Raw genomic sequence first — 15326 nt, forward strand, 5'->3', positions numbered from 1 at the left:
GATCTGGGCACTCCTGCGCGACGGCACAACCTTCCATCAGGAATCACCACCCACCACGCCCATCGCCGCTTGACAAGCCAATTGAGATTCCTTTCTCTCTCGTTCGGTTGAGCGCCGCGCGCCCGCTCTCATCACTCGCCGAGAATCAGTCCCACCAGGTCGCCGAGCCAGGCGATGTCGGACTGCTCGTCGAGGTGCAGCACCGCCTCGACGCAGTCGTCCACCGCACTGGCGGACAGCCGCGCGGCAGCGACCCGCCGGAACTTGGCGATCACGTCGTGATCGCTGAGCGGATTCCCCGACGAGCCCCGAGGCGCCTCGCAGCCGCCCTCGGTCACGCTGCCGTCGGCATGCGTCACGACTACGTGCGAGACGTTGTAGGGCTTCGAGTGGATGCTGCTCGTCACATCGAGCGGAACGACCGCGATGCGGCTGACCAGCGACTCGATCTCGGGGAGCGCGGAGTGGCGTGCGAACTCGACGGTGTGCTCCGGGCCGATCACGTCGACGCCGCTGGCGGCGAGGGCGACGCAGTACTGCAGGTGGAAGCGCGCCTCGTTCGGCGTCCGCGGGGGCTGCTCCTTGCGAACGGCCGCGAGCAGGTACTCCGGCAACTGCACCTCGATTCGCTCGGCCGTGGCGACCGGGACCCCCTGCCTGACGAGCCCCGCGACAGCGTCGATGCTCGAATGGGTGTAACCGCACGACGCATGGAGCTTGCGCTGCGGCTGGAGCAGATACCAGCTCTTCGTGTCGTAGAGCTTGTCCAGGTCGTAGTTCGCCGCGGTCGCCGTCATGAGTCCGATCGGGCTCTCCACCAGCCGCAGGGGCCCGGTGATCCCGTGCCGGGCGTACGCGACGGCCTGGATCGCGCTCGCGGCCGGGGCTGCTCCGAACAGCATGGGCTTGATCGTTCCGCCCGTGCCGAAGACCACCTCGGCCGGTCCCCAGCTGGCGATCGTGCCAGCGATCGCCATGGCCTCGGCGGCCAGGTCGACGGGCAAGTCGTGGAGCCGGGCCACTGCGGCGGCGGCTCCGATGGACGAGATGAGGCTCGGGATGACGATGCCCGACTCCGTGTATGGTTTCCGCGTCCAGGCCGAGGCCTCGTAGAGCCTCGCGGTGACCTCGTCGCCTGCGACGATCGCATCGAGCAGCTCGGTGCCCGACACGCCGCGCCCTCGGGCCGCGCTCACCGTCGCGGCGACGGTGCCGATGCTGGCATGGCCGCCCACCAGGTCGTTGAGCTCGAGCACGTCGCCGGCGTATCCGAGGACTCGTGCCTGTGCGGGCACGGACAGCGCCGTCTCCGATGCGCTCAGCGCTCCTTCCGCTGCGATCAGCTGGCCCACCTCGGGCAGCACCGATCCGGCGATCATGCATCCGAGCGTGTCCAGCAGGCACAGAGCGGCCTGCTCTCGGACCCGCGCGGGCACGGACGCCTCGCCGATCGAGGTCGCGAACGCCGCCAGTGCGCTGAGGACGGGCGGATCCCCGTCGCCGGCCGCCTGCGACGGGTCCGCCTTCTCGTGAGTGTCGTGCGTCGTGACCGACATCCCGCATCCTTTCCCATCTGTCCTCGGCGCCGCTGGCGAGCCGAGGAGGTCTCTGTCGTGGGGACGTAGGCCCGCAGGGACCACGTCCCCACGACAGTCATCCGCTTATCGCGACGGCAACTGGCACCCCGGGCTGGGCTCCGGGTCGATGGCCTCGGGGAGCCCGACGAACTCCGGCACGATGTTCAGCACGCCATCCACCCGTGCCACTGGTCCGAGGTAGACCGGGGTGAGCGCTTGGTGATCCTCTGCGCGCATCGTGGTCTCACCCTTGAGGGTTGTGTAGGTGAGACCCTCCAGAGCATCCCGGACTTCCAGCGGGTCGATGCTCTGCGCTGCCTCGATACCGGCGACGAGGGTCTGCGTGGCGATGTAGGCCGACCCCTCGTTGTAGGCCACGAAGTCCTTGCCGGTCGCCTCGAGGAACGCTTCCGTGAAGGCGCGCGAGTCCGCGTTGTCGATGGTGGATGCCCAGGGGGATGCCCCGATCAAACCCTGAATTCGATCGTCTCCGATGGCGTCGAGCAGTGTCGCGTCCGCGACGGTGGTCACGACCGCGTCGTAGTTCTCAAGAGTGCCGAACTCCAGGGACTGGCTGAGCAGGTTCACCTGATCGTTTCCGGCGTTCACGATCAAGAGGCCGTCGCCGCCATCGAGCTGGCTGAGATAGGCGCCGAAGTCCGTCGTCCCGAACGGCGCGTACAGCTCCTGCCCAAGAGAGTTCCCGTCCGCGCCGATGGTGTCCTTGAGGGCTGCGATGGTGTCATGTCCGAGCGAGTAGTCGGCACCGATGGCATCCCAATCCGTGAGATCAGGATTCTGCTCGAGCCAGGCCGTGACGGTGTTGATGATCTGTGTGTCATTGTTGTTGGCTCGGAAGAAGTTCGGTGTACACGAGTCCGCCGTCAGGTCGATTCCCTGCGCGCTGTGGCCGATGAACAGGACTCCCCAGTCTTCAGCTCTCTGCGCGAGGGCGAGCACGACGGGGGTCGCGATCGGCCCGACGAGGAAATCGACCTCGTTCTGTTGCACCAGCCTCTGTGCGGCGGCCACTGCGCCTTCCGCGGTTCCGAGGTCATCGCCTTCGAAGACCTCGATCGGGTGGCCGTCGATGCCGCCGTTCGCGTTCAACTCGTCGAACGCATAGTTGAATCCTGTGCGAGCCTCCTCACCGTACGCGGCGTACGGACCTGAGTGCGAGGTGACGAGGCCGATACGGATCGGGTCGTCTGCACCCGGCTCGGCGGGCTGACTAGCGGCACCGCCGCTGCAGGCGCTGAGCGCCAGAAGAGCCGACGCCAAGAGCGCCCCGGCGAAGAGAGACCTTTTCTTGTGTGATTGCATCTCTTGACTTCCTTGTCTGTGAATGACGGTGATGTGCTGCTAGACGGCGACGAGCTCTCTCAATCGCTCGTCGGTGGTGTTCGCGATACTCCCTTCAGATACGACGCGGCCTTTCGCCAGCACAGCGAAGCGGTCGGCGAGGCGGGTGACAATGTCGAGCCGCTGTTCCACGAGCAGCATCGAGGTCCCTTGGTTCCGTAGCTCTGCGAGTGTGTCGCTGAGCTGGTCGATGATGACGGGCGCAAGGCCCTCGGAAGGTTCGTCCAGGATGAGAACCCGCGGATTGGCCATCAGCGCGCGTCCGATAGCGAGCATCTGTTGCTGGCCCCCGCTGAGGTTCGTGCCTCCCGACTTGCGTCGCTCCTGCAGAGCTGGGAAGAGCCGGAAGATCGCCTCCACGTTCCACGGCCCGGCACGTCGCGACGCCTGACCGATCAGGAGGTTCTCCTCGACGGTCAAGGTGGAGACGATCCAACGTCCCTGCGGGACAAGCGCGGCCCCGAAACGGGCGGCCTCATGCGCACGTCGTCCGCTCAGCCGCTTGCCGTCCACCAGGATCGACCCGCCACGCAGGCGAGCGATACCATACATGGCGTTCAGACTGGTCGTCTTGCCCACCCCGTTCGGACCGAGCAGGGCGAAGCACTCACCTTCGTTCACTTCGAAACTCAGCCCGTCCACGATGAGTGCCGTGCCGTAGTAGGCACGTACTGCCTCGAAGGTGAGCACGCTGGGCATCAGGCGGCCGCCTTTCCGAGATAGGCCTCGACAACGGCCGGGTCGGCCCGCACGTCCTGAGGGGCTCCGTCCGCGATGACGGCGCCGTGGTCGAGCACGGTGAGGTGATCGCAGATGCGGAACACGACTTCCATGTCGTGCTCGACGAGCACGAAGGTCGACTTGCGTTCCCGGGCGAGCGTCGCGAGGTGATCGGCCAATTGCAGGCTTTCTTCACGCGAGAGGCCGGCGGCCGGCTCGTCGAGCAGTACGAGATCCGGCTCTCCCAGCAGGGCGAGGGCGATGTCGACGCGACGCTGCTCTCCATAGCCGATCTCGGAAGTGGTACGGCGCAGCGTGGATCCCAGATCGAGCGCGTCGACGATCAGATCGACGTCGGGTTCCTTGACCGCTCGTGCCGCCAGATCGAGCTGGTCGGCGACCGTGAGTCCGGGGAACACACTGATGCGCTGGAAGGAGCGGGAGATGCCATGATGGCGGCGCCGGATGATCGACCACTGGGTGATGTCTTCCCCCTGATAGGTGATCACTCCGGCGGTCGGACGGCGACGCCCCGAAATCAGGTCGATGGTCGTCGTCTTCCCCGCGCCGTTAGGGCCAATGAACCCCCGGATGCTGCCCTGCGGCACGTCCAGGGTCACACCGTTCACCGCCTTCACCGCCCCATAGGCAAACGTCAATCCGCTCAGGCTAAGCATGATCTTTCTTCCTCCCGACTCGGCGTCGAATCCAGCCAGAGATGCGCCTGACGACGTCGGCGCCACCACCGGGGGCGATCACGACGACAAGCATGAGTGCAGCGCCGATCGCGATCTCGTACCAAGCGGTTCCCGATAGCCACGATTGGACGAAGGTGAACACGAACGCTCCCGCGACGGGGCCGGCGACGCTGCTGATCCCGCCGATCACGGCAACGATCAGCGGCAGGCCCGACTTGTCGAAGAACAACTGTTCGGGTGAGATGAACCCCAGATTCAGCACCTGGAACGCACCGGCGACGCCCGCGACGCCCGCCGATATCGTGAACGCCAGCACCCTCGGCCAGTATGTCCCGTGACCGGCGAACCGCGTCCGCTCCTCGTTCTCCCGCACCATCGTCAACCGACGACCGAACACGGTTCGACTCACGGCCCAGAGAGCCGCGACGGTCACCATCATCAGCACCCATACCAGCGGCCAGGCCACCACTGGGTTCGTGTACGCGCCAGCCCGTTGCCCGAAAAGCGTGTCCGAAAAGTCGACGAGTAGGCCGTCGAAACCATTTGTCAGGAACCGCAGTTGTGTGCTTGCGACCCAGACGAGCATCCCTACGGCGAGAGTGAGCATCGCGAAGGTGATGCCGGGCAGCCGCGCAATGAGGCAGGCGACGACGAATCCGAACACGGTGGCGAACACGATCCCGAGCAGCAGTGTGATGCCCGTATCAAGGCCGGTTCGTGTGCTGAGAATGGCCGCGGCATACCCAGAGACACCCGAGAAGGCCGCGTGACCGAAGCTCAACTGACCGGTCTGGCGGAGAAGCCACCCGACGCTGAGGGCGAGGATCGCCAACGTCGCGCCCTGCACCGCGAGCTGGAGATCGTAGAGCCCCACGACCCATGGCAGACCCAGCCCTGCGGCGAGCAGCACGACCCATGTCGCCCCAAGCGCCAGGAGCTTCCGCCTATTGGGCCGTAGTGCGTCCTGCACAGAGACGATCTGGGCTGGATTCGAAGCCGACGTCTTGTTTCCGTCGGTGGTCGACGCGGTCATGCGGTCCTCGTTCCCGCGAATCCCTGCGGACGCAGGAGGAGCACTCCAGCCATCAACAGGTACGGCACATAGGCAGAGACGGCCGGCAGGTAGACGGCAGAGAAGCTGTTGAGCAGGCCGAGGACCAGAGCGGCGACCATGGCGCCGCCGATGCTGCCCAGCCCGCCAACGATGACAACGACGAACGCGAGTACAAGCACTTCTGCGCCCATCGTGGGCGACACCGTGAGATACGGGGCAGCGAGCACTCCGGCAAGACCTGCAAGGCCGGCTCCCAGACCGACCACGATGCCACTGACCCGGTCGACGTCGATCCCGACGACTCCGGCGACCGCGCGATCGGTCGTCGAGGCCCGGATGTACAGCCCAGTCCGTGAGCTTCGCAGCCAGACGACGAGACCGATGCCCACGACCAGTCCAACCCCGATGACGAACAGCCGATAAGTCGGGTACTCGGTCCCGAGAACAGACGTGCTGCCCGTCAGGCCCGCCGGGGCCGACAGTGATCGCGGGGCCGAGCCCCAGATGGCGTGGACGACACCGGTGATGACGAAAGTCAGCCCATAGGTTAGCAGGACCAGATCGAGCGCCTGGCGTCTTGAGAGCCGACGCAGACCGAAGCGATCCAAGAGGACACCGATCGTGGCGAGAGCCGCGGGGGCGACGATGATCGCCAGCCAGTAGTTGGTCCACTCCGTGACAGTGACGCCGATGTATGCACCCAGCATGTAGAGCGCACCGTGTGCGAAGTTGACCACGTTGCGGAGCCCGAAGATGAGGGCGAGACCGGAGGCGAGCACCAGCAGGAGCATCCCGAAGGCAAGCCCGTTGAGCAGCGGCGGGATCATCGCTGACGCTGCTTCCTCGCCCCGGCCGTGGAACCGTGCTCAAGAATGCGCGCGACGACCGGCATCCGCCGGACGGCTTTTCTTAGAGTGCTGTGTGACATCGATCCTCTTCATTGAGTCCTCGTGGAAGGCGGTAACCGGACGGCAGCGCCCCCATCCCAAGGGCGTTCAGCCCAAGGAAACCACCTTTGGTCCATCCATTGACCGAGTATGGATGATGAATGCGCCCCGTGTCAACACGCGCACCGCGAGATCCCCGCCGTCGTCATCGCCGCCGGCACCGAATGCACGGCTCGACGCCGTCTGGACGCCCCTACACATACGCGCAGACCGTGCGTTCACGGCGCCGTGGGCAGCGCGGATCACGACGACTCGCGATCCGTCAAGAGATGCTCCGGCGGCCCCGCGCTCGTCTGAGCGAGCACAGATCAGCTGTCGATCGGCCTGTTCACCCAGCGCTCGTACAGAAGCGAGAGGTAGGCGTTCAGCTCTTCGATCGCGGCGTCGGCGTTGCGCGACCGGAGGGCCGCCAGCAAACGGTAGCGAGACTCCGCGATGAAGTCATCGCCGAATGGGCCCAGACGCATCGACACGCTCCCAGCCAGCTCCAGGAGCGGCTTGAACAGAATCGGCAAGAGCGGATTCTGGGTGAGGTCGGCCAGCCGTTCGTGGAAGTGCAGGTGAGCCGCCAGTCTTCCGGGCCAGTCGACCTCGGAGGAGATGGTGCTCGCGCGTTGAATGATCTCCTCGAGCTCGTCGAACTCTTCGTCGCTCGCGCGCTCGCAGACCTTCGCCACGATGAGGGTCTCTAGTCCAATCCGGGCCTCGATGATGTCGGCGAGGGAGAACTGCGTGAGATTCATTCCGTCGACGAGCCCTCGCGAAACCGCCCCCGAGTTCGAGCCGGCGACAAAGGCTCCTCCGGTTGCCCCCCGCTTGAGGGTGACGAGGCCCGCGACCTCCAGCATCCGCAACGCCTCGCGCACGGTATTGCGGCTCACCGAGAGCTGCTCGGCGAAGTCACGCTCGCTGGGAAGCTTCGAGCCCGGCTTGAGCTCACCCGACTGTAGGAGGTCGCGTACCTGCTCGATGATGTCGTCGAAGGCTCGCCGCGGTTTCGCCGGCGCGAACCTGACACCCTTGTTCGAGGCTTCCTCTGCCAATCGAGCTCCCACTGTTTGCGGCGAAGTGCCTGCTCCGCCTTTGCTCACAGCCCCTATCCTACCGCTGCCCGCCTTTGGGAGGTTGGACCATTGCGCCGCCCTACTTCTTACCGACGCGCGTTTCTCCCCTCGTTTCGAGGTCGGCCTGCCGATCGGACGCGTGCGCCGCGATGTCACGGCCCGCTCGGTATCCGAAGACCAGGGCGGGGCCGATGTGCGACCCGTATCCGGGGTAGCCGCCTCCGAAGACGCTGACCGCCGCGGCGCCGACGGCGTAGAGGCCGGGGATGGCGGCGCCGTCTTCGGTGATCACTTCGGAGCGGTCGTTGACGGCAAGGCCGGCGAACGTGCCCAGATCGCCCATCTGCACCTTGGCCGCGTAGTAGGGGCCCTTGTCGAGGGGCTCGAGGTTCGGGTTCGGCTTGTGGGTCGGGTCGCCCTTGAAGTTCTGATACCAGTTCGAGCCGCGCCCGAACACCGGATCCTCCCCGACCGCTGCGCCGACGTTGAACTCGGCGATCGTCTCCTTCAGACCGTCCGGGTCGACGCCGATCTTCGCGGCCAGGTCGTCCAGTGTCCTGCCCTTGGTGAGATAGCCGATGCGGTAGAAGTAGTCGCGCGGCATCGGCCAGGGCTTGGCGTAGCCGATGCCGTATTTGTGCATCGCCTTCGCGTCGCCGATGACGTACCCGAACGTCTTGTCCTCACCGGCGTTGTGGGCGATCATCGCGCCGCCGAAGTCGTGGTACGACCACGACTCGTTCGCGAACCGCTTCCCGTAGCGGTCGACCGCAATCAGTCCCGGCAGTCCGAACGCGCGCAGGTGCGGATAGAGACGCTGCCTGCCGCTCTGATAGCGGAACACGGTGACCGGCGCCCACGAGCCCACGCTGTGTACGGTGTCGTCGATGTAGCCGCCCACGGCCCGGGCGATCTTCACACTGTCGCCACGGTGCCCGATCGTTGGGGTGAAGTGGTCGTCGCCTTTGGGGTCGTGCGGAAAGTACCGCTTGCGCAGCTCCCGGTCGCCCGAGAACCCGCCAGACGCGAGGATCACGCCGAGCCGCACCCGCACCGTGCCCTGGTGCTCCCCGCCCAGCTCCGCGGCGTCGATGACGCCGTCGTCGCCACGTTTCACCGCCAGCGCCGGGGTGGAGGTCCACAGTCGCACGCCCAGGTCCGCGGCGGTCTTGACCATGCGGCTGATGAGCGCGTTGCCGTTGGTGCGGATGTATGCGCGACGGTAGACCGCGGTGTCGAACCACGTGCGCAGCAGCTTGCGCGCCACATACACGAACGATCTCAGTGACCGGTTGACGAGGAAGAACTGGGCGATGTCGGGGCCGACCTGCGGCATGTACCCGAACACGGTGTAGCTGCTCATGTACGGTTGCACCCTCAGGCGGTTCTCGCCCAGGTAGCGGGCATCGACATCCTGCGGGATGATCGCACGCCCGGATGCCCGCGCGCCGGGGAGGTCCATCTGATAGTCCGGGGCCTTCTCCGGATAGGTGAAGCGCACCTCGGTCTCGTTCTCGAAGAAGTCGATGGCCTCGGGGACCGTGTCCAGGAACGCCGCGACACCCGCCTCGTCGTAGTCATCCGGCGAGAGACTCTTCAGATAAGTCTCGACCTCCTCGCGGGTGTCACCCTCGGCGACGCCCTGCTTATTGCCTGGCACCCACGCCCAACCCGCCGAGATCGCGGCCGTGCCGCCGAAGTACTCTTCTTTCTCGGCCACGATAACGTCCAGACCCTGGCTCGCCGCCTTGATCGCAGCCGCCAGCCCCGCGGCGCCGGATCCGACGACCAGCACGTCACACTCCACTGTCTTGCCGCCCACGTAGTTCTGCCTTTCGATCGACATCGATCCTCGGTTCGAGACCTGGCCGCGCCGCCCCATCTGGCGGCCGATCTGCACCATCCCAGCTAAGCCTGAGCCAGGCCCGCGTACGGGTCATCTCCCATTGGACGGAATACTCTCACTGTCCGTGAGAACGAGCGGACTCACGACCGGCCGAGGTTCCGATTCAACTGCGCGACCGCATCCGCAACGGCTTCGTCGCTCTTGGCGATGCCGGCGATCGTGAAGAATCCGTGAAAGACGCCTGAATAGTGACGCTGAACCACGTCGTTGCCTGCTTCTTCGAGCAGCCTCGCATAGTTCTCCCCGTCGTCCCGGATCGGGTCGTGCTCCCCCGTCAGGATGAACGCAGCCGGAAGCCCGGCCAGCGAGTCCGCGTTCGACGGCGTGACCAGCGGATTGGCTCGATCGGCCTCGTCCGCGAGGTATCTGTCCCAGAACCACAGCACATCGGCGGTCGTGAGCAGTGGGGCATCGGCGTTCTCGATCCACGAAGGGCGTTCGACCGCGTACTCGGTGATCGGATAGGCCAACAGCTGGAAGCGGATGTCCGGGCCTCCGGCATCCCGGGCGCGCAGCGTGATGGCTGCGGCGAGATTCGCCCCGGCGCTGTCACCGCCCACGGCGATCCGGTCACGGTCTGCGCCGATGCTCTCGGCGTTCGCCGCCACCCACTCGACCGCGGCGAAGGCATCGTCGAACGGCACCGGGAACGGATGTTCAGGCGCCAACCGATAGTCGACCGACACGACGACGATCCCGGCCTGCTCACTCAGCTTCCGAGCGAGCCTATCGACCCCTCCCTCAAGATCGCCGGTCGCCCAGCCGCCGCCGTGGAAGTAGACGAGGACAGCCAGGTCGCGGTCGTCGCTGGGTCGGTACACGCGGATCGGGATCTCGCCGCGCGGGCCGGGAATCGTGCGATCGGTCACCTCGTGGATCTCGGGTGGTGGTGGCGAAGCTGCGGCCAGTTGGGCCAAGAACGTCCTTGCGCCCTGCACCCCCAATCCCGACAGGCCGTTCGGCAGGAACTGCTCGAGCCGGTCTGCGACTGCCTGGGCGTCCGCATCAAGTGTCATCGTGCTCTCCTCGCTTGTCGATTCCGCCTCCGGGCTTGGATCAGCCCGCGTTCGGCGTCAGTGCGGCCTCTCGAGTGAACTGCAAGCCCTCGAGCCGGCCGTCGGCCCACCAGTCGTCGATCAGCGCCCAGAAATCCAGCTCGGAGGGGTAGACGTCTTTGAAGAAGCCTTCGTCGAGGTTTCCTTCTCCGTTGTAGTAGCCGGGAGTGCAGTTGGTGAAGTATGCCTGACGGATCGCGCCTTTCGCGTGGACGGTCTCCACCCACGCGGCCTCGGCCTCGGCGGTCGGCTCGATGCGGGAGATGCCGTTGTCCCGCGCGTGCTCGATGATCCGCGCGATGTGCCTCGCCTTCTGATCGAGCATGAAGGTGAAGTTCACGATGTAGCCGTTCTGGCTGAGCCCTTCTTCGAAGAAGTTCGGGAAGCCATGGCTGAAGAACCCGTGCAGTGTGCGCAGGCCATGGGCATAGTGCGCGCTCAGGGTGACGCCGTCCTTTCCGTGGACGTCGTAGCCGAAGCGCTTTGCCGAGTATGTGCCCGTCTCGAAGCCGGTGGCAAAGATGATGACGTCGACCTCGTGCTCCACGCCGTTCACGACAAGCCCGGTCTCGGTGATCCGCTCGACGCCGGAGGCGGAGTCGAGCAGGGTGACGTTGTCCCGATTGAACGACTCGAGATAGCCGTCGTTGAATGCAGGCCGCTTGCACCTGCGACCGTACCAGGGCTTGAGCGCCTCCGCCGTCGCCTTGTCCTTGACGATGGTCTCGATCCGCCGGTGTATCGGCTGCATGACGACGAGATCGCTGATCGAGGCGAGCGCCGACGTGTCCTCGGGGGGCAGCGCGTCGATCGAGTCGACGAGCGCCTCGCCCAGGTAGGCACGGAAGAGCTCGGTCCACCCGTCCTGGACGAGGTCGACATCCTGGAAGTCGTTGCCGATGTTCCGGTTGAAGTTGTCGATCCGCTCGCGCTGCCAACCCGGTGCCAGGCTCTGCGCCCACTCGGCATCGGTCGGCCGGTTGCGCCGCGTGTCGACCGCGCTGGGGGTGCGTTGCACGACGTACAGTTCCTTCGCATCGCGTGCGACATAAGGGACGACCTGGATCCCCGTAGCCCCCGTGCCGATCACCGCCACCCGCTTGTCGCGGAGGTTGCTCAGCTCGCCCCTGGAATGACCGCCGGTGTACGCGTAGTCCCACCGGCTGGTGTGGAAGACGCGGCCCTGGAAGCCCGCGATGCCGGGGATGCCGGGCAGTCGCGGCTTGTTCATCGGGCCATTCGCCCGTACGACGAAGCGTGCCTCGACGCGGTCCCCGCGGTCTGTCGTCACCACCCAGGTACCCGAGTCGTCGTGCCACGTCACGTCGGTGACCCTGGTCTGGAACAGTGCGGCGCGGTAGAGGTCGTAGTGACGGGCGATCCTCTGCGCGTGCTCGAAGATCTCGGCACCGTGGGCATACTTCTCGGTCGGGACGTATCCGGTCTCCTCCAGCAGCGGAAGGTAGATGTAGGACTCGATGTCGCATTGCACCCCGGGGTAGCGGTTCCAGTACCACGTCCCGCCGAAGTCCCCGCCCTGCTCGATGATCGTGATGTCGTCGAACCCCGCGTCGCGCAGGTGCGCGCCGGTCACGAGACCGCCGAATCCACCGCCGATGATGAGCACGTCGGTCGTGATGTCGAGAGGATCCCGCGAGATCGGATCGGCGTGCGGATCGCGGTCGAGGTGGCTGAACTCGCCCGCGACCTCGACGAACTGCTTGATGCCCTCTGGGCGGAGACGGCGCTCGCGCTCCTGCGCGTAGCGGGCACGCACCTCCGCGGGGTCGAAATCGATGTTGACGGTCTTGCCGGATACCGGAAGCTTGATGGCCATCAGTGCTCCTTTGCACACTCGCGACGAAACGAAACAGATGAAACAGTGGTTGGTTGGACCGTTGTGCCATCTCATCGCGGCTATGGCAACCACGTCGACTAACATTGGACCGAATGCGGTCTTGTCTTCCGAGCGAGGAACCCACGCAGGCGGAGCGGCCCGCCTAGCACGGCGCGACGGGCACGAATGGCGAACTCACGAGCAGGCGAGACGGTCGTCTCGCGTGTCGTCCGGATCATCGAGGCCTTCGGAGCCCGCCAGCCGACGCTCACCGTCTCTGCACTCGCGCGTGCGGTCGACCTCCCGCTCAGCACGACGCACCGGCTCGTGGCAGAACTCGTCGACAGCGGGTTCCTGGAGCGGGACGAGACCCGCAGGATCCGCCTCGGACGCAGGCTCTGGGAGCTGGCTTCTCGGGGCTCGAGCGAAGCCGGCCTCGCCGAACGCGCCTTGCCGTACATGGAGGACGTGCATGCCGTGGTCCAGCAGCACACCACGCTGGGCGTGCTCGACCATGACGAGGTCCTCTACCTCACGCGTCTCTCCTCGCACTCGAAGACCCGCAACATCGCGACCGTCGCCGGACGCCTCCCCGTGCACGCGTGCTCTTCGGGCCTGGTGCTGCTTGCCCACTCGACTCCCGACTACCAGGACTACATGCTCTCGCAGGAGCTGAGGCGCTACACCGACCAGACGATCACCGACCCCGTCCTGCTGCGCCGCAAGCTCGCCGAGATCCGCACCCTCGGATACGCCTCCGTCCCCGGCATCATCATCCCCGAGTCCACCGGCATCGCCGTGCCGGTCTTCGAGCGCGGGCACAGGGCCGTCGCCGCCCTCAACGTGATCGTGCACCGCGGGGAGGAGGATCTGAGCTCGACCGTCCCGGCCCTCAAGACCGCCGCCCGAGGCATCTCACGCGTACTCGGAGACACCGTCTGACGGCGGAGAGCCGCGCGACCGTCTCGCCCCAACGACGTTTCCGCTGAACGGGAAGATCGACCAACGTCGTCAATGTCACAGGCAAGCTGTGCATAGTCATCACGACAACGGAGATCGTGGTGCGTCAAGGAGGACAGGAGCCATGCCCGTGGAGATCATCACCGGTACCGAGAAGGACGCGTACGACGTCATCGTGCTCGGCTCGGGAGCAGGTGGATTGACCGCCGCCGCGACCGCAGCGCATGCGGGGCGCAGCGTGCTGGTCCTCGAGAAGGCCTCGCTCATCGGCGGCACCTCGGCCGTCTCCGGCGGGATGCTCTGGATCGGCGCCAATCACCTCGCCCGCGCCGCCGGGCTCGAGGACTCCGTCGAGGATGCCGCCGTCTACGTCCGCGAGGTGGGTCGGGGCCGCGGTCGGGACGAGCTGCTCGACGCGGCCGTCACGCGGGGCGATGAGATGCTGCGGTTCGTCGAGGACGAGCTCGGCCTGAGGTTCATCTTCCTCGAGGATTTTCCCGACTACTGCCTGCACCTGGCCGGCTCCCGCCCGGGAGGGCGCACGATCGAGCCGGCGCTCTTCGACGCCGAGAGCGCACTCGGATCACTGCGACCCCTGGTACGGGTGGACGGCCGGCTCCCGTTCACGATGCAGGAGTACGAACGATGGGGTGCCTTCACGAGGTTCCCCATCGACGAGCTCACGCAGCGCCAGACCGACGGCAAGGTGGCGAAGGGCCAGGCTCTCGTCGCGTCGCTGCTGGCCGCGAACGTCTCACTCGGCGTGACGATCGCGGTGGACGCGCGCGCCGACAGGCTCGTCACCGACGGCGGGCGCATCGCCGGCGTGACCGTCGGCGACCGTACGATCTCGGCGCGGGACGGGGTCGTCATCGCCGCGGGAGGATTCGAATGGGATGACAAGCTCGCCGACAGCATGCTCGCCGCGCGCATCTTCACCAAGTGCTCCCCGCCGACCAACGAGGGCGACGGGTACCGGCTCGCCCAACGAGTGGGCGCGAGCTTCGGCGGTCTGCGCAACGCGTGGTGGGCGCCCATGTCGATCATTCCGGGCGACCTGCGCGACGGCAGGCAGATCGGGACGTTGCTCCGCTTCGAGCGGCAAGGACCCGGATCGATCATGGTCAACCGGGACGGCAAGCGCTTCGCGAACGAGTCGCAGAACTACAATGACCTCGCTCGGTCGCTGCAGTCCTGGGACTCCGCCAACTACCGTCCCCTGAACTCTCCGGTGCACATCGTCTTCGACCAGCGCTACCTCGAGAACTACGGCCTGCTCACCCACCGGGCCGGCCAGCCGACGCCGGAGTGGCTCGTCGAGGCCGCGACCCTGGAGGAGCTGGCCGCGAAGATCGACGTGCCGGCAGACACACTCACGGCCACCGTCGAGCGCTTCAACGAGCACGCGGTCAAGGGCGAGGACCCCGACTTCGGCCGCGGCGTCAGCGCCTACGACCGCTACTGGGGCGACGACGAGAACCCCTACCCCAATCCGAGCCTCGCACCGCTCGACACCGGCCCGTTCTACGCCCTCGCGGTAGTGAACGGATGCTTCGGCACGAGCGGCGGAATCGCCACAGATGGTCTCGCAAGGGTCATCGACACGGATGGCGTGGCGATCCAGGGACTCTACGCGGTCGGCAACTCCACCGAGAACGCCTACGGGGCCGGCTACCCGGGCGCGGGCGCCACCCTCGGTCCCATCATGACGATGGGCTACCTCGCGGGGAGGACGGTCGCGGGTCTCGAGCGATCCGAGCCGGCGGCGGCGCCGCGATGATCCGGCACATCGTGTTCTTCCGATTCGTCGAGGGCCACGACGAGTCTGCCGTGCAGCAGTGGAGCGAAGGGATCGACGGGCTCCTCGGTGCCGTGCCGGGCCTGCGCGCGCTCAGCCATGGACCCGACATTCTCCATCTGGAGCGCTCCTGGGACCACGCTCTGGTCGCCGACTTCGACTCGCGGGACGCCCTCGACGGGTATGGGGTGCATCCCGCTCACCTGCCTCTGATCGCCCTGTCCGCGACATTCAGCGCGCAGATCGTCTCCGTCGACTTCACGGTCGCAGAGACGTGATGAGCGCCTGCTTCCCATTCGACGGAGTCGATCTCCGGTGACCGAGCCGATTTCCGGTGACCGAGAACGC

General features: G+C 66.3%; 13 protein-coding genes. 3 read left to right on the plus strand and 10 right to left on the minus strand.

Translation table 11 applies throughout. The features are described from left to right. Window positions 1-131: 131 nt before the first annotated feature. The 10 genes from AB0O89_RS04395 to AB0O89_RS04440 form a co-directional block, all read right to left on the minus strand. Window positions 132-1556 carry an MmgE/PrpD family protein gene (locus AB0O89_RS04395; RefSeq protein ID WP_363494565.1) on the minus strand — a complete coding sequence of 475 codons (1425 nt, stop codon included), beginning with the start codon at window positions 1554-1556 and terminating at the stop codon, window positions 132-134. Window positions 1557-1661: 105 nt separating this feature from the next. Further along, complete coding sequence (locus AB0O89_RS04400) at window positions 1662-2900, minus strand: ABC transporter substrate-binding protein (RefSeq protein ID WP_363494567.1); 1239 nt, start codon at window positions 2898-2900, stop codon at window positions 1662-1664. 39 nt (window positions 2901-2939) lie between these two features. Continuing rightward, window positions 2940-3638, minus strand: a complete 699-nt coding sequence (locus AB0O89_RS04405; RefSeq protein ID WP_363494569.1) for an ABC transporter ATP-binding protein — start codon at window positions 3636-3638, stop codon at window positions 2940-2942. Continuing rightward, complete coding sequence (locus AB0O89_RS04410; protein WP_363494571.1) at window positions 3638-4336, minus strand: ABC transporter ATP-binding protein; 699 nt, start codon at window positions 4334-4336, stop codon at window positions 3638-3640. Before AB0O89_RS04410 ends, AB0O89_RS04405 begins: the two co-directional genes overlap by 1 nt. Further along, window positions 4329-5390, minus strand: a complete 1062-nt coding sequence (locus AB0O89_RS04415; RefSeq protein ID WP_363494573.1) for a branched-chain amino acid ABC transporter permease — start codon at window positions 5388-5390, stop codon at window positions 4329-4331. The genes AB0O89_RS04410 and AB0O89_RS04415 overlap by 8 nt, the downstream gene beginning before the upstream one ends. Continuing rightward, entirely contained in the window at window positions 5387-6238 is an 852-nt protein-coding gene (locus tag AB0O89_RS04420) for a branched-chain amino acid ABC transporter permease (RefSeq protein ID WP_363494575.1), read from the minus strand. The genes AB0O89_RS04415 and AB0O89_RS04420 overlap by 4 nt, the downstream gene beginning before the upstream one ends. Window positions 6239-6666: 428 nt before the next feature. Next, window positions 6667-7449: a GntR family transcriptional regulator gene (locus AB0O89_RS04425; protein WP_363494577.1), complete on the minus strand. Its 783-nt coding sequence runs from the start codon at window positions 7447-7449 to the stop codon at window positions 6667-6669. Between the two features lie 52 nt (window positions 7450-7501). After that, window positions 7502-9268: an FAD-dependent oxidoreductase gene (locus AB0O89_RS04430; RefSeq protein WP_363494579.1), complete on the minus strand. Its 1767-nt coding sequence runs from the start codon at window positions 9266-9268 to the stop codon at window positions 7502-7504. A gap of 140 nt (window positions 9269-9408) precedes the next feature. Next, window positions 9409-10344 carry an alpha/beta hydrolase gene (locus tag AB0O89_RS04435; protein ID WP_363494581.1) on the minus strand — a complete coding sequence of 312 codons (936 nt, stop codon included), beginning with the start codon at window positions 10342-10344 and terminating at the stop codon, window positions 9409-9411. 40 nt (window positions 10345-10384) lie between these two features. Continuing rightward, window positions 10385-12220, minus strand: a complete 1836-nt coding sequence (locus tag AB0O89_RS04440; protein WP_363494583.1) for an NAD(P)/FAD-dependent oxidoreductase — start codon at window positions 12218-12220, stop codon at window positions 10385-10387. 186 nt (window positions 12221-12406) lie between these two features. Between AB0O89_RS04440 and AB0O89_RS04445 the strand changes: the two genes are divergently transcribed. The 3 genes from AB0O89_RS04445 to AB0O89_RS04455 all read left to right on the plus strand — a co-directional run bounded on the left by AB0O89_RS04445 (window position 12407) and on the right by AB0O89_RS04455 (window position 15256). Further along, a complete protein-coding gene (locus AB0O89_RS04445) occupies window positions 12407-13162 on the plus strand; it encodes an IclR family transcriptional regulator (RefSeq protein ID WP_363494585.1) in 756 nt (251 codons plus the stop codon). 142 nt (window positions 13163-13304) lie between these two features. After that, window positions 13305-14960: an FAD-dependent oxidoreductase gene (locus tag AB0O89_RS04450; protein ID WP_363494587.1), complete on the plus strand. Its 1656-nt coding sequence runs from the start codon at window positions 13305-13307 to the stop codon at window positions 14958-14960. Next, complete coding sequence (locus tag AB0O89_RS04455; protein ID WP_363494589.1) at window positions 14957-15256, plus strand: Dabb family protein; 300 nt, start codon at window positions 14957-14959, stop codon at window positions 15254-15256. The genes AB0O89_RS04450 and AB0O89_RS04455 overlap by 4 nt, the downstream gene beginning before the upstream one ends. The last annotated feature ends 70 nt before the right edge of the window (window positions 15257-15326 follow it).

It is taken from the genome of Microbacterium sp. NPDC076895 (assembly GCF_040687115.1).
Taxonomy (GTDB): domain Bacteria; phylum Actinomycetota; class Actinomycetes; order Actinomycetales; family Microbacteriaceae; genus Microbacterium.

Excerpts from the sequence above, each read along its gene's own strand:
- AB0O89_RS04395 (WP_363494565.1), bottom strand. The coding sequence starts at position 1,556 with ATGTCGGTCACGACGCACGACACTCACGAGAAGGCGGACCCGTCGCAG.
- AB0O89_RS04400 (WP_363494567.1), bottom strand. The coding sequence starts at position 2,900 with ATGCAATCACACAAGAAAAGGTCTCTCTTCGCCGGGGCGCTCTTGGCG.
- AB0O89_RS04405 (WP_363494569.1), bottom strand. The coding sequence starts at position 3,638 with ATGCCCAGCGTGCTCACCTTCGAGGCAGTACGTGCCTACTACGGCACG.
- AB0O89_RS04410 (WP_363494571.1), bottom strand. The coding sequence starts at position 4,336 with ATGCTTAGCCTGAGCGGATTGACGTTTGCCTATGGGGCGGTGAAGGCG.
- AB0O89_RS04415 (WP_363494573.1), bottom strand. The coding sequence starts at position 5,390 with ATGACCGCGTCGACCACCGACGGAAACAAGACGTCGGCTTCGAATCCA.
- AB0O89_RS04420 (WP_363494575.1), bottom strand. The coding sequence starts at position 6,238 with ATGATCCCGCCGCTGCTCAACGGGCTTGCCTTCGGGATGCTCCTGCTG.
- AB0O89_RS04430 (WP_363494579.1), bottom strand. The coding sequence starts at position 9,268 with ATGTCGATCGAAAGGCAGAACTACGTGGGCGGCAAGACAGTGGAGTGT.
- AB0O89_RS04435 (WP_363494581.1), bottom strand. The coding sequence starts at position 10,344 with ATGACACTTGATGCGGACGCCCAGGCAGTCGCAGACCGGCTCGAGCAG.
- AB0O89_RS04440 (WP_363494583.1), bottom strand. The coding sequence starts at position 12,220 with ATGGCCATCAAGCTTCCGGTATCCGGCAAGACCGTCAACATCGATTTC.
- AB0O89_RS04445 (WP_363494585.1), top strand. The coding sequence starts at position 12,407 with ATGGCGAACTCACGAGCAGGCGAGACGGTCGTCTCGCGTGTCGTCCGG.
- AB0O89_RS04450 (WP_363494587.1), top strand. The coding sequence starts at position 13,305 with ATGCCCGTGGAGATCATCACCGGTACCGAGAAGGACGCGTACGACGTC.
- AB0O89_RS04455 (WP_363494589.1), top strand. The coding sequence starts at position 14,957 with ATGATCCGGCACATCGTGTTCTTCCGATTCGTCGAGGGCCACGACGAG.